At 46.8% G+C, this 24,240-nt stretch carries 26 protein-coding genes; 18 read left to right on the top strand and 8 right to left on the bottom strand.

Annotated elements, in window-relative coordinates; genetic code table 11:
* Positions 1-61 precede the first annotated feature (61 nt).
* Genes rfaF through VJY99_RS10635 form a run of 5 tightly spaced genes read left to right on the top strand, consistent with a single transcriptional unit; the run spans position 62 to position 5,253 of the window.
* Entirely contained in the window at positions 62-1,111 is a 1,050-nt protein-coding gene (gene rfaF / locus VJY99_RS10655; RefSeq protein WP_324118247.1) for an ADP-heptose--LPS heptosyltransferase RfaF, read from the top strand.
* Positions 1,111-2,088, top strand: a complete 978-nt coding sequence (rfaC, locus tag VJY99_RS10650) for a lipopolysaccharide heptosyltransferase RfaC (RefSeq protein WP_324118245.1) — start codon at positions 1,111-1,113, stop codon at positions 2,086-2,088. Before rfaF ends, rfaC begins: the two co-directional genes overlap by 1 nt.
* 6 nt (positions 2,089-2,094) lie before the next feature.
* Entirely contained in the window at positions 2,095-3,171 is a 1,077-nt protein-coding gene (locus VJY99_RS10645) for a glycosyltransferase family 9 protein (protein ID WP_324118243.1), read from the top strand.
* A 20-nt stretch (positions 3,172-3,191) separates the two neighbouring features.
* Complete coding sequence (locus tag VJY99_RS10640) at positions 3,192-4,097, top strand: sugar glycosyltransferase (protein ID WP_324118241.1); 906 nt, start codon at positions 3,192-3,194, stop codon at positions 4,095-4,097.
* Positions 4,081-5,253: an O-antigen ligase family protein gene (locus VJY99_RS10635; RefSeq protein WP_324118239.1), complete on the top strand. Its 1,173-nt coding sequence runs from the start codon at positions 4,081-4,083 to the stop codon at positions 5,251-5,253. The genes VJY99_RS10640 and VJY99_RS10635 overlap by 17 nt, the downstream gene beginning before the upstream one ends.
* 20 nt (positions 5,254-5,273) lie before the next feature.
* Here the strand turns inward: VJY99_RS10635 and VJY99_RS10630 are convergent, their stop codons facing one another.
* Complete coding sequence (locus tag VJY99_RS10630) at positions 5,274-6,239, bottom strand: polysaccharide deacetylase family protein (RefSeq protein WP_324118237.1); 966 nt, start codon at positions 6,237-6,239, stop codon at positions 5,274-5,276.
* 151 nt (positions 6,240-6,390) lie between these two features.
* Here VJY99_RS10630 and rfaQ point away from each other — a divergent pair, with 151 nt between their 5' ends.
* The 7 genes from rfaQ (at position 6,391) to coaD (ending at position 13,433) form a co-directional block, all read left to right on the top strand.
* A complete protein-coding gene (gene rfaQ, locus VJY99_RS10625; protein ID WP_414641584.1) occupies positions 6,391-7,473 on the top strand; it encodes a putative lipopolysaccharide heptosyltransferase III in 1,083 nt (360 codons plus the stop codon).
* Complete coding sequence (locus VJY99_RS10620) at positions 7,470-8,597, top strand: glycosyltransferase family 4 protein (protein ID WP_324118233.1); 1,128 nt, start codon at positions 7,470-7,472, stop codon at positions 8,595-8,597. Before rfaQ ends, VJY99_RS10620 begins: the two co-directional genes overlap by 4 nt.
* Positions 8,598-8,600: 3 nt before the next feature.
* Positions 8,601-9,701: a glycosyltransferase gene (locus tag VJY99_RS10615; protein WP_324118231.1), complete on the top strand. Its 1,101-nt coding sequence runs from the start codon at positions 8,601-8,603 to the stop codon at positions 9,699-9,701.
* Between the two features lie 20 nt (positions 9,702-9,721).
* Complete coding sequence (locus VJY99_RS10610; RefSeq protein WP_324118230.1) at positions 9,722-10,723, top strand: glycosyltransferase; 1,002 nt, start codon at positions 9,722-9,724, stop codon at positions 10,721-10,723.
* Between the two features lie 168 nt (positions 10,724-10,891).
* Positions 10,892-12,166, top strand: coding sequence for a lipid IV(A) 3-deoxy-D-manno-octulosonic acid transferase (waaA, locus tag VJY99_RS10605; protein WP_324118229.1), 1,275 nt, complete (start codon positions 10,892-10,894; stop codon positions 12,164-12,166).
* Positions 12,166-12,942 carry a glycosyltransferase family 2 protein gene (locus tag VJY99_RS10600; RefSeq protein WP_324118227.1) on the top strand — a complete coding sequence of 259 codons (777 nt, stop codon included), beginning with the start codon at positions 12,166-12,168 and terminating at the stop codon, positions 12,940-12,942. Before waaA ends, VJY99_RS10600 begins: the two co-directional genes overlap by 1 nt.
* Positions 12,939-13,433: a pantetheine-phosphate adenylyltransferase gene (gene coaD, locus VJY99_RS10595; RefSeq protein WP_324118225.1), complete on the top strand. Its 495-nt coding sequence runs from the start codon at positions 12,939-12,941 to the stop codon at positions 13,431-13,433. Before VJY99_RS10600 ends, coaD begins: the two co-directional genes overlap by 4 nt.
* A gap of 16 nt (positions 13,434-13,449) precedes the next feature.
* On the opposite strand, the gene mutM is transcribed toward coaD, so the two are convergent.
* The 4 genes from mutM to radC form a co-directional block, all read right to left on the bottom strand.
* The gene (mutM, locus tag VJY99_RS10590) at positions 13,450-14,259 is read right to left on the bottom strand and encodes a bifunctional DNA-formamidopyrimidine glycosylase/DNA-(apurinic or apyrimidinic site) lyase (protein WP_324118223.1); all 810 of its coding nucleotides are present in this window, start codon (positions 14,257-14,259) and stop codon (positions 13,450-13,452) included.
* Between the two features lie 197 nt (positions 14,260-14,456).
* On the bottom strand, positions 14,457-14,624 hold the full coding sequence (gene rpmG, locus VJY99_RS10585; protein ID WP_002208990.1) for a 50S ribosomal protein L33: 168 nt from the start codon (positions 14,622-14,624) through the stop codon (positions 14,457-14,459).
* 13 nt (positions 14,625-14,637) lie between these two features.
* Positions 14,638-14,874 (bottom strand): 50S ribosomal protein L28, encoded by a 237-nt coding sequence (gene rpmB, locus VJY99_RS10580; protein WP_309876957.1) that lies wholly within the window; start codon positions 14,872-14,874, stop codon positions 14,638-14,640.
* A gap of 216 nt (positions 14,875-15,090) precedes the next feature.
* Positions 15,091-15,768, bottom strand: a complete 678-nt coding sequence (gene radC / locus VJY99_RS10575) for a RadC family protein (RefSeq protein ID WP_324118132.1) — start codon at positions 15,766-15,768, stop codon at positions 15,091-15,093.
* A 165-nt stretch (positions 15,769-15,933) separates the two neighbouring features.
* Here radC and coaBC point away from each other — a divergent pair, with 165 nt between their 5' ends.
* From coaBC to slmA, 3 genes are all read left to right on the top strand, one after another.
* On the top strand, positions 15,934-17,145 hold the full coding sequence (coaBC, locus tag VJY99_RS10570; protein WP_324118280.1) for a bifunctional phosphopantothenoylcysteine decarboxylase/phosphopantothenate--cysteine ligase CoaBC: 1,212 nt from the start codon (positions 15,934-15,936) through the stop codon (positions 17,143-17,145).
* Positions 17,123-17,581 carry a dUTP diphosphatase gene (gene dut / locus VJY99_RS10565; protein ID WP_324118130.1) on the top strand — a complete coding sequence of 153 codons (459 nt, stop codon included), beginning with the start codon at positions 17,123-17,125 and terminating at the stop codon, positions 17,579-17,581. The genes coaBC and dut overlap by 23 nt, the downstream gene beginning before the upstream one ends.
* A gap of 120 nt (positions 17,582-17,701) precedes the next feature.
* Positions 17,702-18,298 carry a nucleoid occlusion factor SlmA gene (gene slmA / locus VJY99_RS10560; RefSeq protein ID WP_324118128.1) on the top strand — a complete coding sequence of 199 codons (597 nt, stop codon included), beginning with the start codon at positions 17,702-17,704 and terminating at the stop codon, positions 18,296-18,298.
* 40 nt (positions 18,299-18,338) lie between these two features.
* Here slmA and pyrE read toward each other — a convergent pair whose 3' ends face one another.
* Both pyrE and rph read right to left on the bottom strand, forming a co-directional pair.
* Positions 18,339-18,980, bottom strand: a complete 642-nt coding sequence (pyrE, locus tag VJY99_RS10555) for an orotate phosphoribosyltransferase (RefSeq protein ID WP_324118126.1) — start codon at positions 18,978-18,980, stop codon at positions 18,339-18,341.
* A 96-nt stretch (positions 18,981-19,076) separates the two neighbouring features.
* Positions 19,077-19,793 carry a ribonuclease PH gene (rph, locus tag VJY99_RS10550; RefSeq protein WP_324118124.1) on the bottom strand — a complete coding sequence of 239 codons (717 nt, stop codon included), beginning with the start codon at positions 19,791-19,793 and terminating at the stop codon, positions 19,077-19,079.
* Between the two features lie 124 nt (positions 19,794-19,917).
* On the opposite strand from rph, the gene VJY99_RS10545 reads away from it, so the two are divergent.
* Entirely contained in the window at positions 19,918-20,781 is an 864-nt protein-coding gene (locus VJY99_RS10545; RefSeq protein ID WP_324118122.1) for a YicC/YloC family endoribonuclease, read from the top strand.
* A gap of 234 nt (positions 20,782-21,015) precedes the next feature.
* The gene (locus tag VJY99_RS10540; protein WP_324118120.1) at positions 21,016-21,633 is read left to right on the top strand and encodes a trimeric intracellular cation channel family protein; all 618 of its coding nucleotides are present in this window, start codon (positions 21,016-21,018) and stop codon (positions 21,631-21,633) included.
* Here the strand turns inward: VJY99_RS10540 and ligB are convergent.
* On the bottom strand, positions 21,630-23,318 hold the full coding sequence (gene ligB / locus VJY99_RS10535) for an NAD-dependent DNA ligase LigB (protein ID WP_324118118.1): 1,689 nt from the start codon (positions 23,316-23,318) through the stop codon (positions 21,630-21,632). The two genes, VJY99_RS10540 and ligB, sit on opposite strands and share 4 nt — an antisense overlap.
* Before the next feature lie 255 nt (positions 23,319-23,573).
* On the opposite strand from ligB, the gene gmk reads away from it, so the two are divergent.
* Complete coding sequence (gene gmk, locus VJY99_RS10530) at positions 23,574-24,197, top strand: guanylate kinase (RefSeq protein ID WP_324118116.1); 624 nt, start codon at positions 23,574-23,576, stop codon at positions 24,195-24,197.
* Positions 24,198-24,240: the final 43 nt, after the last annotated feature.

The following is a 24,240-nucleotide window of genomic DNA, read 5'->3' as shown; positions in this document are numbered from 1 at the left end:
AACTATGTGACTGGGGTAAGCGAAAGCAGCCAACAAAGAGACAGCTTGAAGGATGATGTGTATGAAAATACTGGTGATTGGCCCGTCATGGGTGGGCGACATGATGATGTCGCAAAGTCTCTATCGCACGCTCAAAGCGCGCTATCCCCAGGCAATCATTGATGTGATGGCACCGGCATGGTGCCGTCCATTACTGTCACGTATGCCGGAAGTTAATGAAGCATTGTCGATGCCACTCGGGCATGGTGCTTTAGAAATTGGAGAACGTCGCCGCCTTGGACACACCTTGCGTGCTAAACGTTACGATCAGGCATATGTGCTGCCAAATTCATTTAAATCAGCACTTGTTCCTTTCTTTGCCAATATCCCTCAACGCACGGGTTGGCGCGGTGAAATGCGCTACGGGTTACTCAACGACGCCCGTGTTCTGGACAAACAAGCCTGGCCCTTAATGGTCGAGCGCTACGTCGCATTGGCTTATGACAAAGGCAAAATGCAGTCCGCGAAAGATCTTCCCCAACCGTTGCTGTGGCCCCAGTTGCAGGTTAACGATGGGGAAAAAATGCAAACTTGCCAAGCTTTTAGTCTCGATACGCAACGACCGATAATTGGCTTTTGTCCTGGCGCTGAATTCGGTCCTGCTAAACGTTGGCCGCATTATCACTATGCTACGCTGGCGGGCAAACTCATTGATGATGGCTATCAGGTTGTGTTGTTTGGTTCAGCAAAAGATAAAGAAGCTGGGTACGATATAGTTAACACGTTGACCACCCAGCAACAGGCTCATTGCCGAAATTTGGCCGGTGACACGGCACTTGAGCAAGCGGTAATTTTAATTGCGACTTGCCAGGCTGTTGTATCCAATGATTCAGGTCTGATGCATGTTGCCGCCGCGCTGAATCGTCCGCTTGTGGCATTATACGGCCCGAGCAGCCCAGACTTTACTCCGCCGCTTTCGCATAAGGCGCGAGTTATCCGCCTGATTAGTGGCTATCACAAAGTCCGTAAAGGCGATGCCGCAGAAGGTTATCATCAAAGCTTGATTGATATTACGCCCGAGCGCGTTATGGATGAGCTAACCGCTCTGCTACTGACGGAGAAAGAAGCGTAATGCGGGTATTGATCGTCAAAACATCATCAATGGGTGATGTCCTGCATACGTTGCCGGCCCTTACAGATGCGATGCATGCCATTCCAGGCATCCGTTTCGACTGGGTTGTTGAAGAAGGGTTTGCACAAATTCCAGGCTGGCACCCGGCTGTCGATAAAGTTCTTCCCGTCGCGATTCGACGTTGGCGTAAAAGCTGGTTTTCAGCCGCCGTTACAGCTGAGCGTACCGCTTTCTACAAAGCGCTACGCGCTGAAAACTATGACTTCGTCATTGATGCCCAAGGATTGATAAAAAGTGCCGTTCTGGTGACAAGAAAAGCCAGAGGGATAAAACACGGCATGGACTGGAACAGCGCCCGCGAACCATTAGCCAGCTTGTTCTACAATCGCCGCCACACCATTGCGAAACAACAGCATGCGGTTGAACGCACGCGTGAGCTGTTCGCCAAAAGCCTGGGTTACCAGAAACCGGCTGCTCAGGGTGATTACGCTATCGCACAGCACTTCCTGGCTACGGCCTCATCCGATATGGGGGAATATTTCATTTTCCTGCATGCAACGACTCGCGATGAAAAGCACTGGCCGGAATCACACTGGCGAAATCTTATTCAACTAATGCATGAAACTGGCTTACGTATTAAACTCCCGTGGGGTGCAGAGCACGAGCACAAACGAGCAATCCGTTTGGCTCACGGATTTGATAAGGTTGAGGTGTTGCCGCGCTTGTCACTTGAACAAGTAGCCAAACAGCTTGCAGGTGCCAGAGCTGTCGTTTCAGTCGATACTGGACTGAGTCACCTGACTGCTGCACTTAATCGGCCGAACATTACATTATATGGTCCTACCGATCCGGGTTTGATTGGTGGTTACGGCGAAAATCAGCATGAAATACGAGGCGAAGGAAAAAGCATGGCTAACATAACCCCTGTTGAAATATTTGCTGCACTCCAGAAAATTAGCCACTTAGCGAACGAATAAAAATTAATGAGCTATCTATTCCTCTTCATTCTCTTTCTTCCATTCAAGTTGATCGGCAAACTGTTTTATAAAAAAACAGGCCGCAACCTGGTGATTCAAACTGCAAAAATCGGTGATTTCGTCAACGTAACGCCCTTGCTCGCCCATCTAAAGCACAGTGATGTCCTTATCTGTAAAACTGTTCTTCCTTTGGCCAGGAATGATGAAGTCATTGATACCATTTACCTTATCGAAGAACACAAGAAGAGCTTGTGGCGTAAATTTCATCTGGCATTCAAGTTACTGAATCGTTATGAAAATATTTACTTGTTACAGCCTAATAGCACCAATCTTTTCTTTGCCGCATGCTTTAATGCTACCAATAAACAGTTCTTGTCTACTTATGCACGCCGCTGGTATCAGGCATTATTTTACCTGACGGCAAATGGTATTGTTGAGCATGGTAAATATACGTTAAGTGTCGACAACTACATTAAGCTCGCAGACCGTAACCTAAGCTGGCGTGATAGCCCTAAACACGCAACTAAGCCGCTAAAAATTCCGGCGGCATGGCCTGAAGTCTTGGATCAACCAGATGTTATCAAAATCGGGTTAAGCATCTCGGCTGGTAATAAGGCGAAAACTATCCCACCGGTAATCTGGGCGCGTCTTTTTGAATCATTACAGAAATTACCCTGCCAGTACTACATTTTTGGCTCTAAAAACGAACAAGTCTGGCTCGATGACCTGCTCAAAGTCACCGGTGATAAAGAAAATCTCATCAGTCTCATTGGGCAGATCGCCCTTGAAGATTTGCCACATGCAATCAGTAAGATGGATTTTTATATCGCTTCGGACTCCGGGAATGTTTACATCGCCGATGCCGTGGGGGTTCCGGTTATTCTTATTTATGGCCCATGCTGTGCGAAAGAACAGCGCCCATTAGGTAACGTTTTACTCATTGGTGAAGAGGCTAACATTAACTCTTTTGTATTCGAAACAAGATATTACTTTGATAAGCCGAGAGAAGAACTGTTTGCGTTGAGTGATGAAGCATTATCTAGCATTTATAGTTTCATCACCAATAATGATAAAAATAAATAATAAAAGAAGATGAGAGTCTGATGGGTACTTTTACAAAGCAAATCTATCGTTATACGCATCCCAGAACTATGCGGCATAATGAAAATCTATGGCCCTATGTCAAAATTCAACGTAACGACTTTGGCGCTATTTCAAAATTATCCTATAAAAGAGATCTAATTCCTCTATTGGATTTGTCTGCTCTTAAAGACAGCTTTGAAGGAGATGCTTTACTAACTGCAACTGGCCCATCAATAAAAAAAATAGATTTTTCTAAATTATCAGATTTAACAGCAGTTGGAGTCAATGGCGCCTGGCATCTTAATGAGCTTGTTAATTTTAGTATTTATATCATAGTCGACATGTTATTTATTGATAAAAAAACCGAATTACTTAAACAGATCGTTGACAATAAAGATTTAATTCTTTTCACAACGATGCATGGCGTTGTGAAATTAGTTGATAACTTTTCATTGAAAAATATAAAATGCAAATTATCTATTATTGAAGACAAATGTTCTCAGATCTTCAAACCACAAATCTCATCCAATGAGATATACTCAACATTCTGCTCTCAACCTCAGATTTCATTCTTACCTGAAAGTAAAAACATTGCATTTAATTATGAAATTAGGAATGGGGTTTTTGATGCTGGAACAGTAGTGTATTGGGCACTTCAAATTCTTTCTTTCTTAGGATTTAAGAAAATATATATTGCTGGATTGGATATGACTAATTTTTCCAGCCCACGGTTTTATGAAACAACAGCTAATATGCTACCCTCTTTTCTCGATGAAAAATTACATGATATTATTATCCCAGCATTCACTCTTGCCAGCCAGGCGCTGAGTAATAAAAACATTGACGTCATCAATTTATCTTTAGACAGTGCAATCCCATCCTATATTTTCACAAAATTGGACTATCGTGATGCTTTTAAAGAATAACTCTCGCGTAGAGAAATCATATGCATTTATTTTTATAGCATTTATTTTTCTAAGTTCTATATTTTGCAACACTTCAAAAGTTAACCTACTATTTCACATTGCACTTATCCTTTTCATAGGGACATTGATTTTCTCTCATGAATCTCGAAAAAGGTTCATCAATGATCGAGCCTTCTTAAAAGGGTTGATTTTTCCATTTTTATTCTTGATATATTTTTCTCTTTCTAATCTATGGTCTAATAACCCGGGTAATATAAGCTCGACATTAAAGCATGCTCTTTATCTATTAACCTTTATTTGTCTTTATCGCCAATTGGATAAGTTCGGTTATAAAAAATATGTTATGGGGGCTGTATTTATCGGCATGACTTTTCTTTCAATTCTTACTTTAATCATGGTTGATAAAACTCACCTTACAACCAATAGACTTGGTGTTGCCTTCCCTTGGGCCCCTGATAATGTAATAGATTTGGCCGGCTATATGGCAATAGGTATGTTCTGCGGAATTATTTTTATCCGTGAAACTGGTAAAAACTGGCTCTACTTGCTGATGCCGGTTTTACTTACTTCATTGTTGCTCACACAAAGTCGCGGCCCGTTGATTGCCTTTATTTCCGTATTTATACTCCTGTTTATAATAAACCCACGTTATACAACGAAGAATATATTATATGGTCTAGGAATAATTACTGTAGTTATTGCGGTGATATTCATGACAAAGTTCTATGATATATTTATCGGTCGTATGGAAAGCTTGTACCAGCAGAGTTTTATCCGATTTGGTATTTGGCAACATGCCCTTGAAATGGCAAAGCAAAAACCAATCTGGGGTTGGGGTTACAATCAGAGTTTAACTTTCGTAAATAGTATTGGGCAAAATATAACAACTACTCATACCATTTATCTCGCCTCATTATTAAAAGGTGGCATAGTCGGTTTGGCATTACTAGCGATGCTTATTGGCTATGGGTTGCTTCAAGCACCTAAGCACATGAAAGAAAACCATAAAACAGAAGTTTCTATATTTATATTCTGTCTCATTTATTATATGTCTCAGGGAATGTTCATCATTGGGAACCCTCAGGAGTTTTGGTTCCTGTTTTGGTTCCCTCTGGCGGTCATTCTGAGCACACCGATACAAAAGACCATTTCGTGATCACAACAAACAAGTACAGATTACTGTACTTGTTTTTCTTTCAGTCCATAATACTCCGCCAACGTCATTCCCCTGGTTCGCTCTGCGAGCCAGGAAAATAATATTTCAAGATCCTGATAAAGCTGCTCAATATCTGCTGCATCTTTGAACGTTGGGCTACCGGATGGCATAAACTCAGATGAATGAAGCATAAATTCAACGTAGTCATTGCCTTCTGCTAAGGTTTTTTCCGCAACAGAGATCATTTGTGCAGCATTGCCGCCTGACGGGCGTAGCCAATTAACCGAAGGGCTACGATATTTACCTCTCAACCGATCATAGCTTTGTTTAAAGCTATTCATCAAAGCGCTGTGCTTATACTGAATACTCATCGGGACTTCGAGAAATGCTGAATTTCCCGTCTGATGAATATTATCCAGATCCATAAAATAAGCCTGACTTGGGAAATGTTGATAATCCGTTCCACCAGAGCCAGCTGGGGAACCTTTCGCATTTCGCCAGTTAACCCTCGGCGTCACCGAGCAATCCACTTTATAGCCCAACTCCACCAGCAATTTGGCGTAGCGACTATCAAATGCCCAACGTCCGGCACGATGGCTAATCATTTTTGTGCCAAATGTTTCTTCCAGCAATGTGGTCATATAAACCACTTTCTCACGCATGACCTCATCACTGTACTCAATGAGATAGGGCTGCCAGCGCCAGTCATCACCGGTTAAATCGTGATCGGGTGGGCTATTCCAGGCATGTAAGTGCATGCCAACTTCGCCCTGACCACGAGCAATCACATCTTTAGCAAACTCGATAAAAACCGGATCCACAGCCATCTCATAGTTCGTTAGCCAAACCGGTTTAAAACCATGCTTTTCACATAAAGACTGAAAACGAGGCAAGAAACGCGCATTCTCAGTTTTGATTTGTCGGTGGTTTTGCCAGAGATTATCGCCTTCGGTATCAATGGTGATGATGAATGCAGGTTTGGTCATTTCCGTCTCTGAGATAAAGATGTTCACATCATGTTACGCAGCCCGCCAGATAAGGGCAAACCGCTTACGTCCAAATTTCTCACTCCTGAGCACAAATGTAGCAACCACACTCAAGGTCTATTAGAATCACCCTTTGGTTAATCACCTAAAGATGATAATGAATAACGCTTTGAATGCTCACGCGACTGCGCCACCTACCCGTATTTTACTGATAAAGTTGCGCCATCATGGTGACATGTTGCTCACAACTCCGGTTATCAATGCATTACATCAAGCTTGGCCACAAGCAGAAATTGATGTTCTGCTCTATGAAGAAACGCGAGAGATGTTAGCCGCACATCCATTCATTCATCGTATTTATGGAATTGACCGTAAATGGCGCAAACTCGGTACTCGCCAGCATTTATGCAAAGAATGGCAATTACTCAAAACATTGCGCGAGCAAAAATATAGTCTGGTTATCAATCTTGCAGATCAGTGGCGTAGCGCCATTGTTACTCGCTTCACGGGTGCGCCTTCGCGTATCGGCTTCGATTTTAATAAGCGCCGCAGTTGGTTCTGGCAACATTGCCACACTCAACTCGCTTCAGTGTCCGGCCATCAGGCCCTACACACTGTAGAACAAAACCTATCTATTCTTGCCCCATTACATATTGCTCCAGTCAGAGATGTTACGATGAGCTATCAGCTTGACGACTGGCAGTCAGTGCAAAGTAAGCTGCAAAGCAAAGGGGTTGAAGGTTCTTATATTGTGGTACAGCCCACCTCCCGCTGGTTCTTCAAATGCTGGGATGAGGGTAAAATGGCGGAAACAATCACTGCTCTGCAAAAAGATGGGCATGACCTGGTGTTAACCTCAGGGCCAGATAAAAACGAAAAAGCGATGATTGAAAAAATTCGTGCGTTATGTCCGTCAGAGCGAATTCATTCCCTTGCTGGTGAGTTAACCCTGCGTCAATTAGCGGCACTGATCGATAACGCCAAGTTGTTCATTGGTGTTGATTCAGTACCAATGCATATGGCTGCCGCATTAAAAACGCCATGCATCGCGCTATTTGGCCCTTCTAAATTGACATTCTGGAGCCCTTGGGACGTCGTCGGTGAAGTCATTTGGGCCGGCAATTATGGTGTTCTGCCCGACCCTGACAAAATTGATACCAACACGAAAGAACGTTACCTCGATGCCATCCCGATCGATGTTGTTGTCACTGCTGCAAGGAAACAGTTGTTATGAAGCGTTGCCGTCTGGCAATTGTCCGCCAAAAATATCGCCCGGATGGGGGTGCTGAGCGTTTCGTTTCACGCGCACTTGAGGCGTTAAGCGCCCATGATATGGAACTCAACGTTATCACGCGGCAATGGCAAGGTGAGCGCCAGAGCAACTGGCATATTCATATTTGTGACCCGATTAAGCTTGGTCGAATCAGTCGTGAAAAAGGTTTTGCCAATGCGGCAAGAGCACTATGGCAACGTGAGAATTTCGATATTGTTCAAAGTCATGAACGCATAGCGGGTTGTGATATTTATCGTGCAGGTGATGGTGTTCATCGCCGTTGGTTAATGCAACGCGCAAGAATTTTACCCGCCTGGCGTGGAAAGTGGTTGTTTCTTGATAGATACCATCGTTATGTTATGCAAGCCGAACGGGCGATGTATCAGGCTCCCGAGCTAAAAGCTGTCATCTGTAATGCCGAAATGGTTAAAAGAGAAATTATCGAAGATTTCTCTATACCTGCTAATAAGATACATGTCATCTATAATGCCATTGACTCTTCCCGCTTCGTTCCGGCAAATGAAGAGTTGCGCGTAAAGTTGCGTGATGAACTATCTATCCCGCAAAGTGCTGTGACATTGGTTTTTGTCGGCTCAGGTTTTGAGCGTAAAGGGCTGGCCAGTGCAATCAAGGCGATTGCTCATACTGATCGCTATCTGGTCGTAGTCGGGCAAGATAAAGCCGAGAAAAGCTATCGAGAACTGGCGCAATCTCTGGGATGCCAGAATCGGATACGGTTTATGGGAATGCAAAAAAATACGCTGCCTTTCTATCAAGCCGCTGATGGACTATTACTGCCAACGTTATATGATCCATTTCCAAATGTGATTCTTGAAGCAATGGCATGTGGTTTACCGGTTATTACTTCACCCACGTGCGGTGGGGCTGAATTTATAACAACCGGACAAAACGGATACGTTTGTGATGCACTCAATATCCCACAACTTTCAGAAGCGGTAATGGCAATACCATCACGCTTTGTGGATGAGAAAATGGGAGGCTATGCTCGTGAACGCGTCAGGGATGCGACACCGGAAAAACTTTCACAGCAACTTATTTCGCTGTATCAAAATATACTGGATTAGATAATGCGTATCCTAATGATTATTGATGGTTTACCTGGTGGCGGTGCTGAGAAAACCGTCCTCACCTTATCGAAAGGTTTGGTAGCGATGGGCCATCAGGTTTCCGTTTTCTCGCTTCGCCGCGTCTGTGATTACGAGATCCCGGAAGACGTTGATTATCAGGTCATTTTGGATACCTGTAAAAAACCCTGGCGCAAACTGACTGAATTGTCTCGCCGTGCAGCTTTGCTTGATAGCGCGGTAGAGCAAGCACAGAAAAAAGGGAATTTCGACCTCGTCTTTTCTCACCTGCATAAAACCGATCGCATTGTTGCCCACACAAAATCAATCGCACGTGAGAAGCTCTGGTACTGTGTCCATGGCATGTTCTCTTACTCGTATCTTCAGCATCGGCAGGGTTTCTCTCGTTGGTTAAAACGTAAGAAAATTCAAAGCGTTTACCACAATAGTAATGTCGTCGCCGTGTCTCAGGCGGTACTGCACGACATTACTACGGCTTTTGATATTACGTTGTCCAGGGGCACCGTCATCCATAACCCATTCGATATTGACGGAATATATTTAAACGCGAAAGAGCCGTGCGAAATGTCTGGGCAGGATTATTTAATCCATGTTGGTCGCTTCCATGAACATAAGCGCCATGACCGGTTGATCCGTGCTTATGCACTCAGTGGAATTCAGGCCCCGCTAGTCCTGATGGGTAACGGTAGTAACGAGCGTATTGCCCAAATAAAAGCCATGGCCGAAAATGCAGGTGTTGCCGACCGCGTGATTATGAAGACATTCGCATCTAACCCTTATCCGTGGATTGCCAATGCGCAAATGCTGCTACTGAGCTCCGATTGCGAAGGGTTTGGCAATGTTCTGGTCGAAGCGCTAATTTGCCAGACACCCGCAGTGAGTACACATTGCCCCGGCGGGCCGGCAGAGATTCTTACTGGAGAACTGGCTCGCGGCCTTTCGGGGATGAGCGATCAGGACTTTGCAAACACGATGCTGGATATTTACAACAACCCGCCGGTTATTGAAACCACGACTATTGAGTCATATAGCATTGGTGCCATCTGCCAGCAGTATTTGTCTCTGGCAACAGAAGAAAAATAACAATATTTTCGGGTAATTTTATGCCACAGAATCTACGGCCACTTCTTAGCGTTGTTGTAGCGGTTTATAACGGCGAACTTTTTTTAGCTAAATTCTTTGCCTGTCTTGAAGCTCAGAACATCGAGAGCATGGAAGTCATTATGGTGAACGATGGTTCAACCGATGGCTCCATGGCGATCATTGAGGCCTGGCGCGGTCAGTTCCCTGGCATGAAAATCATTGAGCAGGAAAATCAGGGCGTTTCGATTGCACGTAATACCGGGCTTGCTGTAGCAACAGGTCAGTACCTATCCTTCCCGGATATCGATGATGACTTCAAACCCGGCATGTATCGTCATTTGATTGATTTAGCATTAAAAAATGAACTGGATGTGGTGACGTGTAACGGGAATTACGTTTACGAAAACAACAAGAAACCTTCTCGACCGATTTTTCCAAACGACAAACTTCAGTCAACCGATGTACTGAACGGCCCCCAATGGCTTAAACGTGCGCTGGATTCACGCAAGTTTCTGCATGTAACCTGGCTGAACTTGTATCGTCATGACTTTATTCGAGAAAACGGTTTTAGTTTCGAACCCGGTTTACGCCACCAGGACATTCCGTGGACAACGGAAGTGTTACTGGCTGCGAAGCGCGTTCAATACTCTGATGAGCAATACTACGATTATTACATCCACTCAGCCTCGGTTTCCCATAAACCAGATACCGATGACACCCTGATCCGCTCAGCTCGCCATTATATGAAAATACTGGAAATGTTGGATGCAATTAACCAACGTTATCCGGAAGCGGTAAAGAATATCCCAGCCTGTAACTGGCAAATCGCCAAAGAAGGCCTGGGGATATTACACACTTTCAATAATATGAAAGATCCGCACAAGAAGAAGATGATCATTCAGGAGTTTTTTGATCGCGGTATCTGGCGTCTGATTTGGAAAAATGCTCGCGGATTTCGTCTGCGCTGGCGCCTGGGGCGTCGTTATTTAAAACTGAAGAAAGCGACCCGCGTACCGGGTTGATAAACCCCTCATAAGCGGGTGGTCACATACCGCCCGCATATTCAGCAAATCAAGCTCTAACTCATCTGAATACTAAGCAATGCCTTCGTGATATTACCAAAACAATAGCTTTAAGCTTCCCGAATGCTTAGAATTTGCCCGCCGATAATGAAAATACGGAAAATTCGCTTGGAATCGTTGTATACCGCTCTGTTCTATCTTATTCAGCCCTTTGTGTGGCTGCGACTGTTACTCCGTAGCCGTAAAGCTCCTGCGTACCGTAAACGCTGGGCGGAACGCTACGGCTATTGCCGTGGAAAAGTGGAGCCCGATGGTATTCTTCTGCATTCAGTTTCCGTAGGTGAGACACTGGCGGCAATTCCGTTAGTTCGTGCCCTGCGCCATCGCTACCCAACGATTCCGATTACCGTCACCACAATGACCCCAACAGGTTCGGAACGTGCAGAGTCGGCTTTTGGGCAAAATGTGCATCATGTTTATTTGCCTTACGATCTCCCTTGCGCCATGAAGCGCTTTTTCAATACCGTGCGCCCTAAATTAGTTATCGTGATGGAAACTGAATTGTGGCCAAACATGATCAACGAATTACACCAACGTAAAATCCCACTGGTCATTGCTAATGCCCGTCTTTCTGCCCGCTCAGCGAAGGGATATAAAAAACTAGGCGGTTTCGCGCGTCGTCTGATGAGCAAAATTACCCTCATCGCCGCGCAGAATGAAGAAGATGGTGATCGTTTCATCGAGCTTGGCCTGAAACGCTCTCAGTTAACGGTCACCGGTAGCCTGAAATTTGATATTTCTGTGACCCCTGAGCTGGCCGCGCGCGCGATTACGCTACGCCGCCAGTGGGCTCCGCATCGTAAAGTGTGGATTGCCACCAGCACCCATGATGGTGAAGAGACCATCATTCTGGATGCTCACCGTCAGCTATTGGCCAAGTTCCCAGATTTACTGTTAATTCTTGTCCCACGTCACCCAGAACGCTTCAAAGATGCGCGGGATATGGCTCAGAAGGCTGGTTTCAGTTACATCATGCGCAGCAGTGGCGAAAAACCGTCAAGCAGCACGCAAGTCGTTATCGGTGACACGATGGGCGAACTGATGATGCTGTACGGAATTGCCGACCTCGCCTTTGTGGGTGGCAGCCTTGTTGAACGCGGGGGCCATAATCCACTGGAGCCTTCCGCTCATGCTATTCCGGTATTGATGGGCCCACATACCCTCAATTTCAAAGATATTTGCGCCAGATTGCAACGTGCTGATGGGTTGATTACCGTCACGGATGCCTCGTCGCTAGTTAGCGAAATCACTACTCTGCTAACCGATGAAGATTACCGTCTCTACTATGGTCGTCATGCTGTGGAAGTCCTGCACCAGAATCAGGGCGCCCTTCAACGCTTACTACAATTATTGCAACCGCACCTGCCGCAACGGAGCCACTAATGCCCAATCGTTTGTCGGTGGTCATGATCGCTAAAAATGCGGCAGATGTATTGCCAGAATGTCTGGCTTCAGTGGGCTGGGCAGATGAAGTGGTTTTGCTGGATTCAGGAAGTACGGATTCTACCGTCGAGATAGCCCTTCAGGCGGGTGCGAAAGTTTTCATTAACGAAGAGTGGCAAGGCTTCGGCAAACAACGCCAGCTGGCACAGAGCTATGCCAGCCACGATTATATTCTGATGATCGATACCGACGAGCGTGTTACACCGGAACTGGCCAGTACGCTTAAAGCAGTGTTAGATAATCCACAGACAGATGCTGTTTACAGTATCGCGCGTCGCAATCTGTTCCTTGGCCGTTTTATGCGCCACAGCGGTTGGTATCCGGATCGCGTCACCCGCCTCTACGCACGAGCGCGCTACCGCTATAATGACAATCAGGTGCATGAATCTCTCGAAGCACCCGGAGCAAAAGTTATCCTGCTCAAAGGGGATTTGCTCCATTTGACCTGCCGTGATTTCGCCAGCTTCCAGCGCAAACAGTTAAGTTATGCAACAGCCTGGGCAAAGGAGCGCCATCAACGTGGCAAACGAGTCTCTATTGCAGGGATTTTCGGTCATACATTTGGGGCTTTTTGTAAAACGCTGCTGTTACGTGCGGGCTTTCTTGATGGAAAGCAGGGCTGGTTACTTGCGGTGGTCAATGCGCAGTATACGTTTAATAAGTACACTGAACTCTGGGCGCTGAATCAAGGCAATACGGGAAACAAAACTCTATGACCACCCGCGCGATTTATCCTGGTACTTTTGATCCCATTACCAACGGGCATCTGGACATCGTGACACGTGCTGCGATGATGTTTGATACCTTGATTCTGGCAATTGCGAATAGCCCGCACAAGAAAACCATGTTCACGCTGGAAGAAAGAGTCCTGTTCGCACAAAGTGTTACCGCACACCTGCCAAACGTTGAGGTTGTCGGCTTTAGCGATCTGATGGCGAATTTTGCTAAAACTCAACAAGCTAACGTTCTGGTTAGAGGGCTGCGCACGGCGGCCGATTTTGAATATGAGATGCAACTAGCTCATATGAACCGTCACTTAATGCCAGAGCTCGAAAGCGTATTCCTGATGCCTTCGAAAGAGTGGTCTTTTGTCTCTTCATCGCTGGTTAAAGAAGTCGCTCGTCATGACGGCGATGTTGCACATTTCCTACCTGAGCTTGTCTGCAAAGCATTACTGGAAAAAATCAAACATCCCCCTGCGGCTTGAAGGATGGCAGGGAGAATTAATGCTGGCAATGGCGGCAATAAAACGTGCTCCTTTGCCCGTGCTTACTGGTAACTATCGGCGCACCACAGACCCGACATGGCGCTCCAGTACGCCCATAAACCTGCAACTCTTGAGCAAAATAACCCGGTTTACCATCTGACTGCAGAAAATCTTTGAGCGTGGTCCCACCCTGCTCAATAGAACGCAGCAGTACCGCTTTAATGGTTTTAACCAGAATTTCACATTCAGTGTTTGAAAGTGACTGAGCAGAGCGATCAGGATGGATTCCTGCAGCAAACAGCGATTCACTGGCATAAATGTTACCCACCCCCACCACCAGCTTGTTATCCATAATCCACTGCTTTATCGCCATTTTCTTTTTCGCAGATTTTTCACGTAGATAGTCTGCTGAAAATTCTTCACTTAGGGGTTCCGGCCCTAGATGCGCCAGAACATTACTGCCTTCTAACTCTTTCGCCCACAACCAGGCACCAAAGCGACGCGGATCGGTATACCGCAGGACTTTGCCATTGCTCATTACTAAATCGACATGGTCATGCTTTTGCGCAGGATAATCTTCAGGAAGAATTCGCAGACTACCCGACATACCAAGATGGATAATAATCCACCCATCAGGAAGCTCGAGTAGCAGATATTTAGCGCGGCGCTGCACGCTTAAGACGAGTTTGTCACTTAGAGCATGGATTTCATCGGAGACAGGCCAACGCAAGCGACCATTACGCACGACAGCATGCAGGATAGTTTCACCGACCAGATGTGGTTCAATGCCACGGCGACTGGTTTCTACTTCAGGTAATTCAGGCATCTCTCCTCCAAACTAAAAGCCTAAAACGAAAAAACCCCGCCTAAGCGAGGTTTTCATCAAAGTCACTAATACCCTTTACCCTTCTTGTTGCAGGGGTGTTGGCTACGTTCACTCACCTCAGTCACTTACTATTGTAAGCTCTTGAGGATTCGCTCTCTTGCCGTCTACCTGCAACTCGAATGTTATCGGGTATGCAATTATTTAATTTTAGCTTCTTTGTACAGTACGTGTTGACGGACAACTGGATCGAACTTTTTCAGTTCCAGTTTTTCCGGCTTAGTACGCTTGTTCTTCGTAGTGGTATAGAAGTGACCAGTACCAGCAGAAGAAACCAGCTTGATCTTCTCGCGAACACCTTTAGCCATGACTTAATTCCTCTTAGTACTTCTCGCCACGGGTACGCATATCGGCCAAAACCGATTCGATACCCTTCTTATCAATTACACGCATACCTTTAGCAGATACACGCAGTGTGACAAAACGCTTCTCGCTCTCAACCCAAAAACGGTGAGAGTGCAGGTTCGGCAGGAAACGGCGTTTGGTCGCGTTCATTGCGTGGGAACGGTTATTACCGGTCACCGGACGCTTGCCAGTAACTTGGCAGACTCGGGACATGTCTATTCTCCAAAAATCAAATTAGCTCGAGCTTCGTATAGGGTTATGGCGCCTCGTCAGGCCGCAAGCCTGGTCCCTGGCGGTTCAATGCGAACCACAGTGCCAGGCGCATAATGCCAAAACCCGAGATTCTCAAAGGTGGCGTAGTATACGCTGCCTAACGCATGTGCTCAAGTCCCGAACAGACAAAGATCCCCAAGGATCGCGTTATTCGACCTAAATCCACCCACGTTCTGCAAAAGAAACGTACTCTCCACGGCCAATAACAAGATGATCGAGCACTCGAATTTCCATAAACAGGCAAGCTTTTACGATGCGTTCGGTAATAACACGATCAGCTTTACTCGGCTCTGCTCGACCAGACGGGTGATTATGCGCGAGTATTAGCGCCGCTGCATTTGATTTCATCGCTTCACGCACAATTTCTCTCGGATGGACCTCAACATGGTTCAAGGTTCCAGCAAACATGGGACTATGTTTAATCACCCGATTCTGGTTATCTAGAAAAATAACCATGAAAATCTCGCGCTCTGCAGTCGTCAGTTGGCTTTGAATAAACTCCCTGACTGAATCAGGCCCTTTTAAAGAGAGTTCTTCAACTCCACGAGAATAGTAGTAACGCCGGGCCAGCTCAGCAATAGCGTTAAGCTGCGTGTATTTCGCCTCTCCGATGCCCTTCACGTCTTTAAATTGCGAATAATCCGCCGACAATAGCCGGCTTAATGAGCCAAATTGATGCAACAAGTTCTGTGCAAACACCAGTACGTTCATGTTTTGGCAACCCGTGCGTAAAAATAGCGCCAGTAGCTCAACGTCTGTTAAGGAGCTGGCACCAAACTTCAGCAACTTTTCTCGCGGCATACATGCACTACCCTGCTCTATTATCTCATTCATCAGAACCTCCTTGCCCTTTATGCTACTCATTGTGCACAACTTGAGAAGCACACACGATATGCAGATATTCCGCATGCGGGATGTCTCGCAAACTGCAAAAAAGTCGTTACCGAATGAGTGTGGTAAAATAGCCAAATGACTGTGACTTGTGGTGGAAAAATCATGATGGGGCTTTCTGGCAAAAAAATTGTTCTGGGTGTGAGCGGTGGTATCGCAGCTTATAAAACCCCTGAACTGGTACGCCGTCTGCGTGAACGCGGGGCAGAGGTAAGAGTGGTAATGACAGAGGCGGCCAAAGCCTTTATTACGCCACTGAGTTTACAAGCCGTGTCAGGTTATCCGGTGTCAGACAGCTTGTTAGATCCCGCTGCGGAAGCAGCAATGGGCCATATAGAATTAGGCAAATGGGCTGATTTAGTTATCCTTGCTCCCGCCACGGCCGATTTAATTGCACGCATTACTGTAGGCATGGCGAATGACCTGGTGAGCACAATTTGTCTCGCCACACCTGCGCCTGTTGCCGTTGTCCCTGCCATGAATCAACAAATGTACCGAGCCACAGCGACTCAACATAATCTTGAGGTACTCTCTTCACGCGGCTTGTTGATGTGGGGGCCGGATAGCGGCAGCCAGGCCTGTGGCGATATTGGCCCGGGTCGTATGCTTGATCCATTAACAATTGTTGAAATGACCGCTCAACATTTTGCTGTCATCAAAGATCTGCAAAATCTTAATGTCATGATTACCGCCGGCCCAACCCGCGAACGCCTGGACCCAGTGCGCTATATCACTAACGATAGCTCCGGAAAAATGGGTTATGCGATCGCCGCGGCAGCAGCAGCACGCGGCGCAAATGTGACGTTAATTTCAGGCCCTGTTACTTTGCCAACGCCACCTTGGGTAAAACGTATTGATGTCAACACGGCGTTGGAAATGGAAACTGCGGTTCAACAGCATGTGCAGGAGCAACAAATTTTTGTTGGCTGTGCCGCGGTTGCAGACTATCGTGCCGCAGCCGTAGCTGATGAAAAAATAAAAAAGCAAGGCGATGAAATTATAATAAAAATGATTAAAAACCCGGATATTGTTGCCGGTGTCGCAGCACTTTTAACTCATCGCCCTTATGTTGTTGGGTTTGCTGCCGAAACAAATAATGTGGAAGAATACGCCCAGCAAAAACGTCTGAGTAAAAACCTTGATCTGATTTGTGCGAACGATGTTTCACAAGCAGGCCAGGGGTTTAACAGCGAAAACAATGCATTGCACCTTTTCTGGCAGGATGGAGATAAAATTTTACCTCTTGAGCGTAAAGAACTCCTTGGCCATCTTTTACTGAACGAGATAGTTACCCGTTATGATGAAAAAAATCGACGTTAAAATTCTGGACCCACGCATTGGCCAACAATTCCCACTGCCGACTTATGCGACTTCCGGCTCTGCGGGTCTTGACCTACGCGCCTGTCTGGATGACGCCGTAGAGCTTGCTCCTGGTGTAACCAAACTGATTCCAACCGGGCTGGCTATCCATATTGCCGATCCCACTCTTGCGGCTGTCATTCTGCCTCGTTCAGGTCTTGGCCATAAGCATGGCGTTGTTTTAGGCAACCTTGTTGGACTGATAGACTCAGACTACCAAGGGCAGTTAATGGTATCCGTCTGGAACCGCGGGCAAGATCACTTCACTATCGAACCCGGTGAGCGTATTGCTCAAATGGTGTTTGTACCCGTCGTTCAGGTCGAATTCAATTTGGTTGAAGATTTCGATTCTAGCGACCGTGGCGAAGGTGGTTTCGGCCATTCAGGACGCCAGTAACTTCATTTAAAAATGTAACCCCATAGCGTAAAAAATGTGAACAAAACGCGAACTTTAAGTTCGCGAGCGCTGTGTGGTTACCTGCCTGACAAGTACATTATTTCAGGGGTATTTTAGAACATGGCAGAAAAGCAAATTGCGAAACGGAATCGTCGCGAAGAAATACTTCAATCTCTGGCCCAAATGCTTGAATCCAGTGATGGCAACCAACGAATTACAACTGCCAAGCTCGCAGCGACTGTTGGGGTTTCCGAAGCTGCACTTTATCGACATTTTCCCAGCAAAACGAAAATGTTCGATAGCCTTATCGAATTTATTGAAGACAGTCTGATTACCCGTATCAACCTCATCCTAAAAGATGAGAAAGATACCCATGCACGTCTGCGTTTAATTGTTCTCTTGATCCTGGGGTTTGGCGAACGTAATCCAGGACTGACGCGTATTCTCACCGGCCATGCACTGATGTTTGAACAAGACCGCCTACAAGGCCGAATCAATCAGCTTTTTGAACGTATCGAGGTGCAGTTGCGCCAGGTCATGCGCGAAAAGAAGATGCGTGAAGGTGAAGGCTACAGCACCGATGAATCGTTACTGGCAAGCCTGCTTCTGGCATTTTGTGAAGGGACGTTATCGCGTTTTGTGCGTAGCGAGTTCCGCTATTTACCTACAGGTGATTTTGATACCCGTTGGCCGCTGATTGCCGCACAACTTCGTTAACTGAAAAGGGCCTCTAAACCCAAGGCCCTTTTCTTATTTCTTACACGCCGTACTGGGTACGGTACTCGCGCACAGCGGCTAAATACCCCGCCATTTCAGGTTTTTCTTCCAGATAATCAATCAGGTCTTTCAAAGTGATGATGGAAATCACTTTGCACTGGTAATCGCGCTCCACTTCCTGAATCGCAGAAATTTCAGCCCGACCCCGTTCTTGACGATCCAAAGAAATAAGGACGCCTGCAAGCGATGCGTTATTGGCAGCAATAATTTCCATTGATTCACGGATTGCAGTACCAGCGGTGATAACGTCATCCACCAGCATCACACGCCCTTGCAGGGCACTGCCGACCAGGTTGCCACCTTCCCCGTGATCTTTTGCTTCTTTACGGTTGAAGCAATAAGGAACATCACGTTCATGGTGCTCTGCCAACGCAACGGCTGTAGTCGTAGCGATGGGGATACCTTTGTAAGCCGGGCCAAACAGCAAATCAAAATCAATACCAGAATCCACTAACGCGGCGGCATAGAAACGGCCCAACAGTGCTAGATCACGCCCGGTATTAAATAGCCCAGCGTTGAAGAAATAAGGGCTGGTACGCCCGGATTTCAGCGTAAATTCGCCAAACTTCAGTACCTGCTTGTTAAGCGCAAATTCAATAAACTGGCGCTGATACGGTTTCATGGATTTGCTCCTTTGCATTTCATATAGATATTTACCCAAAATAATTTGAGTAGAATGAAGGGTATAAAAAAGGCGACTACTTGAGTCGCCTAAAAATCAATTTTCTAACGCCGCCTTCTGCGACGTTACGATAGTTTCAATTCCCCCTCGCGCCAGCGCCAGTAGCGCCAACAACTCTTCATGGGAGAACGGCTCGCCTTCAGCGGTGCCTTGAACCTCAATCATACGACCATCTTCCATCATCACGACATTCATGTCAGTTTCTGCAGCAGAATCCTCAACATATTCGAGATCACACAGAGCGGCACCCTTAACGATACCCACTGAAACTGCAGCAACCATCCCTTTCATTGGGTTGGTTTTTAGCTTACCTGAGGCGACCAGTTTATTAAGAGCATCAGCCAGTGCAACACATGCACCCGTAATAGATGCAGTACGAGTGCCGCCGTCTGCCTGCAGTACATCGCAGTCCAGCGTAATGGTGTATTCGCCAAGGACTTTCAAATCCACTGCGGCACGCAGAGAACGCGCTATCAGGCGCTGAATCTCAAGAGTACGACCGCCCTGCTTACCTTTTGCCGCTTCACGAGCATTACGACTATGGGTCGCACGTGGCAACATGCCATATTCAGCAGTGATCCAACCTTGGCCCTGGCCTTTCAGAAAGCGCGGAACACCCTCTTCAACGGTGGCGGTACAAAGTACTTTAGTATCGCCGAACTCGACCAGCACGGAGCCTTCTGCGTGTTTGGTGTAATTACGGGTCAGGGTGACTGGGCGCACTTGTTCGGCGCTACGACCTGATGGACGCATGGGGTTATCTCCGGCTAAAACGAATGTGGCTGCGCATTATACGGGCTTCGCTCGCTTATTCCTATCCTGCAAGTCCTGGCATGGCTATAATCCCCACATCTATTACAGAATACGGTTACGAAATATGATCCGCAGTATGACCGCCTATGCCCGACGTGAAGTAAAAGGCGAATGGGGCAGCGCCACCTGGGAGTTACGTTCGGTAAACCAGCGTTATCTCGAAACCTACATCCGTATGCCGGAACAGTTCCGTAGCCTCGAACCTGTGGCTCGCGAGCGTATTCGCACCCGTTTAACTCGCGGCAAAATCGAATGTAATTTACGTTTCGAGCCTGATACACGCGCACAAAGCTCTTTGCTGCTCAATGAAAAACTGGCTAAACAACTGGTTGAAGCGGCGAATTGGGTAAAAATGCAAAGCGACGAAGGTGAAATCAATCCGGTTGATATTTTGCGCTGGCCGGGTGTGATGTCCGCTCAGGAACAAGATCTTGATGCTATTACCGCTGAAATTCTTGCAGCACTTGATGGTGCCCTTGATGACTTCATCATTGCCCGTGAAACAGAAGGCCAGGCACTGAAGCAGCTTATTGAGCAACGTCTTGAAGGTGTCAGTGGCGAAGTGATTAAAGTTCGTGCTCAAATGCCTGAAGTCCTGAAATGGCAACGTGAGCGCCTGGTTGCGAAACTAGAAGATGCGCAAGTTCAGCTTGAAAACAACCGCCTGGAGCAAGAGCTGGTCTTAATGGCTCAGCGTGTCGATGTTGCCGAAGAGTTGGACAGGCTAGAAGCTCATGTCAAAGAAACCTACAACATTCTGAAGAAAAAAGAGGCGGTTGGCCGTCGTCTCGACTTTATGATGCAGGAGTTCAACCGCGAGTCGAACACTCTGGCATCAAAATCAATCAATTCAGATGTGACCAATTCAGCCATCGAACTGAAAGTGCTGATTGAACAGATGCGTGAACAGATTCAGAACATCGAGTAATTTTCAGCTTTAACGTTCTTAGCCCGCGCCAGGCGGGCTTTTTATTGCCCCCGCCTTAACCCTAATAAAATTAATCCATTTCAAATTTACAAGTTAGAAAAAAACCGTACCAACCTGTCAAAAGTGAAATATAAGCATTAGAAAATCTAATCAAAAAACCATCACTTTAGAAAAAATCAATCGTGATACTGTTCACAAAACGCTACCCTCACAACGTTTCCTCTGGGGGTACCAATGCTGTTACATATTCTTTATTTGGTCGGCATTACTGCCGAAGCAATGACCGGCGCATTAGCCGCTGGCCGCCGCCGTATGGATACTTTCGGCGTTATAATCATTGCAACAGCCACAGCCCTTGGTGGCGGTTCGGTACGCGATATTCTTCTCGGACACTACCCTTTGGGTTGGGTGAAACATCCAGAGTATGTGGTGATTGTCGCAATCGCAGCCGTGCTAACTACCGTGTTTGCTCCCGTCATGCCTCATCTGCGCCGCCTTTTCCTGGTCCTTGATGCCCTTGGGCTTGTGGTGTTTTCTATCATCGGGGCGCAAATAGCGTTGGATATGGGCGAAGGCCCCATCATCGCTATCATTTCAGCCGTTGTAACGGGTGTATTTGGCGGTGTGTTGCGCGATATGTTTTGTAAGCGTATTCCTCTGGTGTTCCAGAAAGAACTCTATGCCGGCATCGCTTTCTCCTCCGCTGTACTTTACATCGTTCTGGAACACTACGTTTCGAACCAGGACGTCGTGATTATCTCCACACTCCTGTTCGGTTTCACCCTGCGCTTACTCGCGTTACGCCTGCGCCTTGGATTACCTGTGTTTCATTACAAACACGCGGACCATTAATCGGCAAATCCCCGAATACCCTGCTCTGCCAGAAAAACCACCAGCGCAGCAATTTGGGGATGATTGACAAATTCCACCAACTTTTTAGCTCTTACCGCACCAATACCCGGCAGTTTTTGCCAACTATGCTCATCTCGTGCAACTAAGTGCGACCACTGTGAGTCGGGTAGCGTGGAAAATACCGCCCGGGGTAGCGGCAAACCAAACGCGAGCAGCCACCGATTGAAGGGTTGTTGCCGAACTTGCGAGAATTGCTGCCAAAGATGGGTCGCTCTGGCTGGAGAAATTCCGCTAATCTGCAGCAACTCCTCCTGAGTCACCGTTAGCCAGGAAAAAATATGTTTCAGGCTGAGACTCTGTTGGATCTGCTGCCACGTGCGCACGCTCACTCCATTTATATTCAGAACCTCTGGAGCGCTAATCCAGGCCAGGCGCGCAATAAATTGCTCGCGACACCAGACTTCGAAAAAAAGGCAGCTCAGCGGTGTGACCATTTTGTCTGTGGGGAGCTGCGGTTTGTTGCGTTGGCTTACACGCCATACCACTTCATCGACGCGCGGAATTCCTTGCCCAGCAAGACTCACCATTACCTGATCGCCCAAGGCAATATCCAGAGCTTGCCAACGTTTGACTGAACCGATGTTTACCCGTTTAACCTGTTTATCATCTATCTGTAGAGGATTGAGTCTGAGAACAACGGAAACTTTCCCTGTGCGCCCTAGCGTAAATTGAATGCCCTTAACTTCGGCAATTTGCTGGGCTGGCGGGAATTTCCATGCAATCACCCACGTTGCTTTACCTGGAAGCCAATATCTCGCCGCAGGCTCTAATGCCTCACGAACCACAATACCGTCAGTTACAAAAGGAAGGGGCGTCGTAAACAAGGACTCCCGCAACAATTCGATTTGCTCCACTGAGCTAACAGATGTTGACCACATTTTGGTTAGTGGAAAACCAGCCTGAGCGAGCGTCTCTAACTTCATATTCATATCAGCAGGACCGTCTGGCCACGCCCAAATGAATATCCCCAACTCTTTGAGCAGCGCTGGGTCGCTTTGACTCATCATGGCGCCAGCCACTTTTCCTCTGGCATTAATACCGCCCATGATTTTCTGTATGTGATTATCTCTTTTCCAGAAAACCTCACCTTGCAACACGCTATTGGCAAGTGGGCCAGAAAGGGTTTTGGGGATTGCAGGAATCATCCTGGACTTTTCTGTCCAGTCTTGCCCTTTCTCCCCATCCCCGCGGCTAAGGAGTTTAACCAAGCGCCCTTGCTGATAAACCAGGGTCACCGCCACTCCATCCACTTTTGGTTGCACCCAGAGATCGGTTTTGCTTTTTACCCACAAGGCAACGGCTGCGCTGTCTGGCAGCTTTTTGACGCCGGTATGAGCAATCGGGTGCAACGCTTTTCCTTGAGTGGTTAATTGCGGTTGCTTTGGTTTTTCAGAGGGATGAAAGCAATGCTGCCATTCATTGTATTGCCCGCGTAGACCATCGTATGTCGCATCACTGACCTCGCTCACGCCTTGTTGGTAATAGGCTTGATCCCACTTTCTGAGCTTTTCATTCAATTTCGCCATCTCCTGCTGGGCTTGCACAGATGACCAGGCTGGACACGTTGCCGACGCCATTGCGCTCAGCAGCCCCAGAAACCCGATAAGTTTTGTTATCCACTTCATAAGTCCCTCCGTGTAGAAGCGAGGAGAGGTATAACGCCAGGACACAAGCAATGCGATTGAGTATTAAAAATGATGCGAGGAGCTTTCAGAGGTATTTAACTTGTTGCAGTAACACGAGGTTTTTTTGGAAAACATTACGCAAATTGATAGAAATATTGCCGAGGAACACGACAAATTCTCCGTGACACGGAGACGGTGTGTATAATAAGCCCGTATACGCACTTCTTTTTATGCTTACCGAATAAGTTAGAACTCATGGCTCAAGGCACGCTTTACATCGTTTCCGCCCCAAGTGGCGCGGGGAAATCTAGCCTCATCCAGGCTTTGTTAAAGACACAACCGCTGTACGACACGCAGGTTTCAATCTCCCATACCACTCGTGGTATTCGCCCGGGAGAGAAACATAGTGAACACTATTTCTTTGTGGAGAAGGAAGAGTTTAAGCAGATGATCGCTGAAGACGCATTCCTTGAACACGCCGAAGTGTTTGGCAATTATTACGGCACTTCACGCCATGCCATTGAACAAGTTCTGGCAACAGGTGTGGATGTGTTCCTGGATATTGACTGGCAAGGTGCGCAGCAGATTCGTGAGAGAATGCCGCAAGCCCGCAGTATTTTTGTTCTGCCGCCGTCAAAAGACGAATTGGACCGCCGCCTTCGTGGCCGTGGGCAAGACAGTGAAGAAGTTATCACTAAGCGAATGGCGCAAGCTGTTGCAGAAATGAGTCATTACGCAGAGTATGACTATTTAATCGTCAATGACGATTTTGACTCTGCATTGTCAGATTTAAAAATTATCATTCGTGCCGAGCGTCTACGAATGGGTCGCCAAAAAGCGCGACATGACGCTTTAATCAGCAAACTATTGGCAGACTGAGCCCAGTTTCAGTATCATGCCCAGTCATTTCTTCATCTGTGGA

It is taken from the genome of Buttiauxella sp. (assembly GCF_035271705.1).
GTDB lineage: Bacteria > Pseudomonadota > Gammaproteobacteria > Enterobacterales > Enterobacteriaceae > Buttiauxella.
Note: the sequence above shows the minus strand (reverse complement) of the source record. Positions and strands in the feature narration are given on the sequence as shown.

Bases quoted from the DNA above. Each gene is read 5' to 3' on its own strand.
- mutM (WP_324118223.1), bottom strand. From the start codon at position 14,259: ATGCCTGAATTACCTGAAGTAGAAACCAGTCGCCGTGGCATTGAACCA.
- VJY99_RS10610 (WP_324118230.1), top strand. From the start codon at position 9,722: ATGCCACAGAATCTACGGCCACTTCTTAGCGTTGTTGTAGCGGTTTAT.
- VJY99_RS10620 (WP_324118233.1), top strand. From the start codon at position 7,470: ATGAAGCGTTGCCGTCTGGCAATTGTCCGCCAAAAATATCGCCCGGAT.
- ligB (WP_324118118.1), bottom strand. From the start codon at position 23,318: ATGAAGTGGATAACAAAACTTATCGGGTTTCTGGGGCTGCTGAGCGCA.
- VJY99_RS10630 (WP_324118237.1), bottom strand. From the start codon at position 6,239: ATGACCAAACCTGCATTCATCATCACCATTGATACCGAAGGCGATAAT.
- rfaQ (WP_414641584.1), top strand. From the start codon at position 6,391: ATGATAATGAATAACGCTTTGAATGCTCACGCGACTGCGCCACCTACC.
- VJY99_RS10615 (WP_324118231.1), top strand. From the start codon at position 8,601: ATGCGTATCCTAATGATTATTGATGGTTTACCTGGTGGCGGTGCTGAG.
- VJY99_RS10600 (WP_324118227.1), top strand. From the start codon at position 12,166: ATGCCCAATCGTTTGTCGGTGGTCATGATCGCTAAAAATGCGGCAGAT.
- pyrE (WP_324118126.1), bottom strand. From the start codon at position 18,980: ATGAAACCGTATCAGCGCCAGTTTATTGAATTTGCGCTTAACAAGCAG.
- VJY99_RS10640 (WP_324118241.1), top strand. From the start codon at position 3,192: ATGGGTACTTTTACAAAGCAAATCTATCGTTATACGCATCCCAGAACT.
- dut (WP_324118130.1), top strand. From the start codon at position 17,123: ATGATGAAAAAAATCGACGTTAAAATTCTGGACCCACGCATTGGCCAA.
- VJY99_RS10635 (WP_324118239.1), top strand. From the start codon at position 4,081: ATGCTTTTAAAGAATAACTCTCGCGTAGAGAAATCATATGCATTTATT.
- radC (WP_324118132.1), bottom strand. From the start codon at position 15,768: ATGAATGAGATAATAGAGCAGGGTAGTGCATGTATGCCGCGAGAAAAG.
- rph (WP_324118124.1), bottom strand. From the start codon at position 19,793: ATGCGTCCATCAGGTCGTAGCGCCGAACAAGTGCGCCCAGTCACCCTG.
- VJY99_RS10545 (WP_324118122.1), top strand. From the start codon at position 19,918: ATGATCCGCAGTATGACCGCCTATGCCCGACGTGAAGTAAAAGGCGAA.
- rfaF (WP_324118247.1), top strand. From the start codon at position 62: ATGAAAATACTGGTGATTGGCCCGTCATGGGTGGGCGACATGATGATG.
- coaBC (WP_324118280.1), top strand. From the start codon at position 15,934: ATGGGGCTTTCTGGCAAAAAAATTGTTCTGGGTGTGAGCGGTGGTATC.
- rfaC (WP_324118245.1), top strand. From the start codon at position 1,111: ATGCGGGTATTGATCGTCAAAACATCATCAATGGGTGATGTCCTGCAT.
- rpmG (WP_002208990.1), bottom strand. From the start codon at position 14,624: ATGGCTAAAGGTGTTCGCGAGAAGATCAAGCTGGTTTCTTCTGCTGGT.
- rpmB (WP_309876957.1), bottom strand. From the start codon at position 14,874: ATGTCCCGAGTCTGCCAAGTTACTGGCAAGCGTCCGGTGACCGGTAAT.
- VJY99_RS10645 (WP_324118243.1), top strand. From the start codon at position 2,095: ATGAGCTATCTATTCCTCTTCATTCTCTTTCTTCCATTCAAGTTGATC.
- slmA (WP_324118128.1), top strand. From the start codon at position 17,702: ATGGCAGAAAAGCAAATTGCGAAACGGAATCGTCGCGAAGAAATACTT.
- coaD (WP_324118225.1), top strand. From the start codon at position 12,939: ATGACCACCCGCGCGATTTATCCTGGTACTTTTGATCCCATTACCAAC.
- gmk (WP_324118116.1), top strand. From the start codon at position 23,574: ATGGCTCAAGGCACGCTTTACATCGTTTCCGCCCCAAGTGGCGCGGGG.
- VJY99_RS10540 (WP_324118120.1), top strand. From the start codon at position 21,016: ATGCTGTTACATATTCTTTATTTGGTCGGCATTACTGCCGAAGCAATG.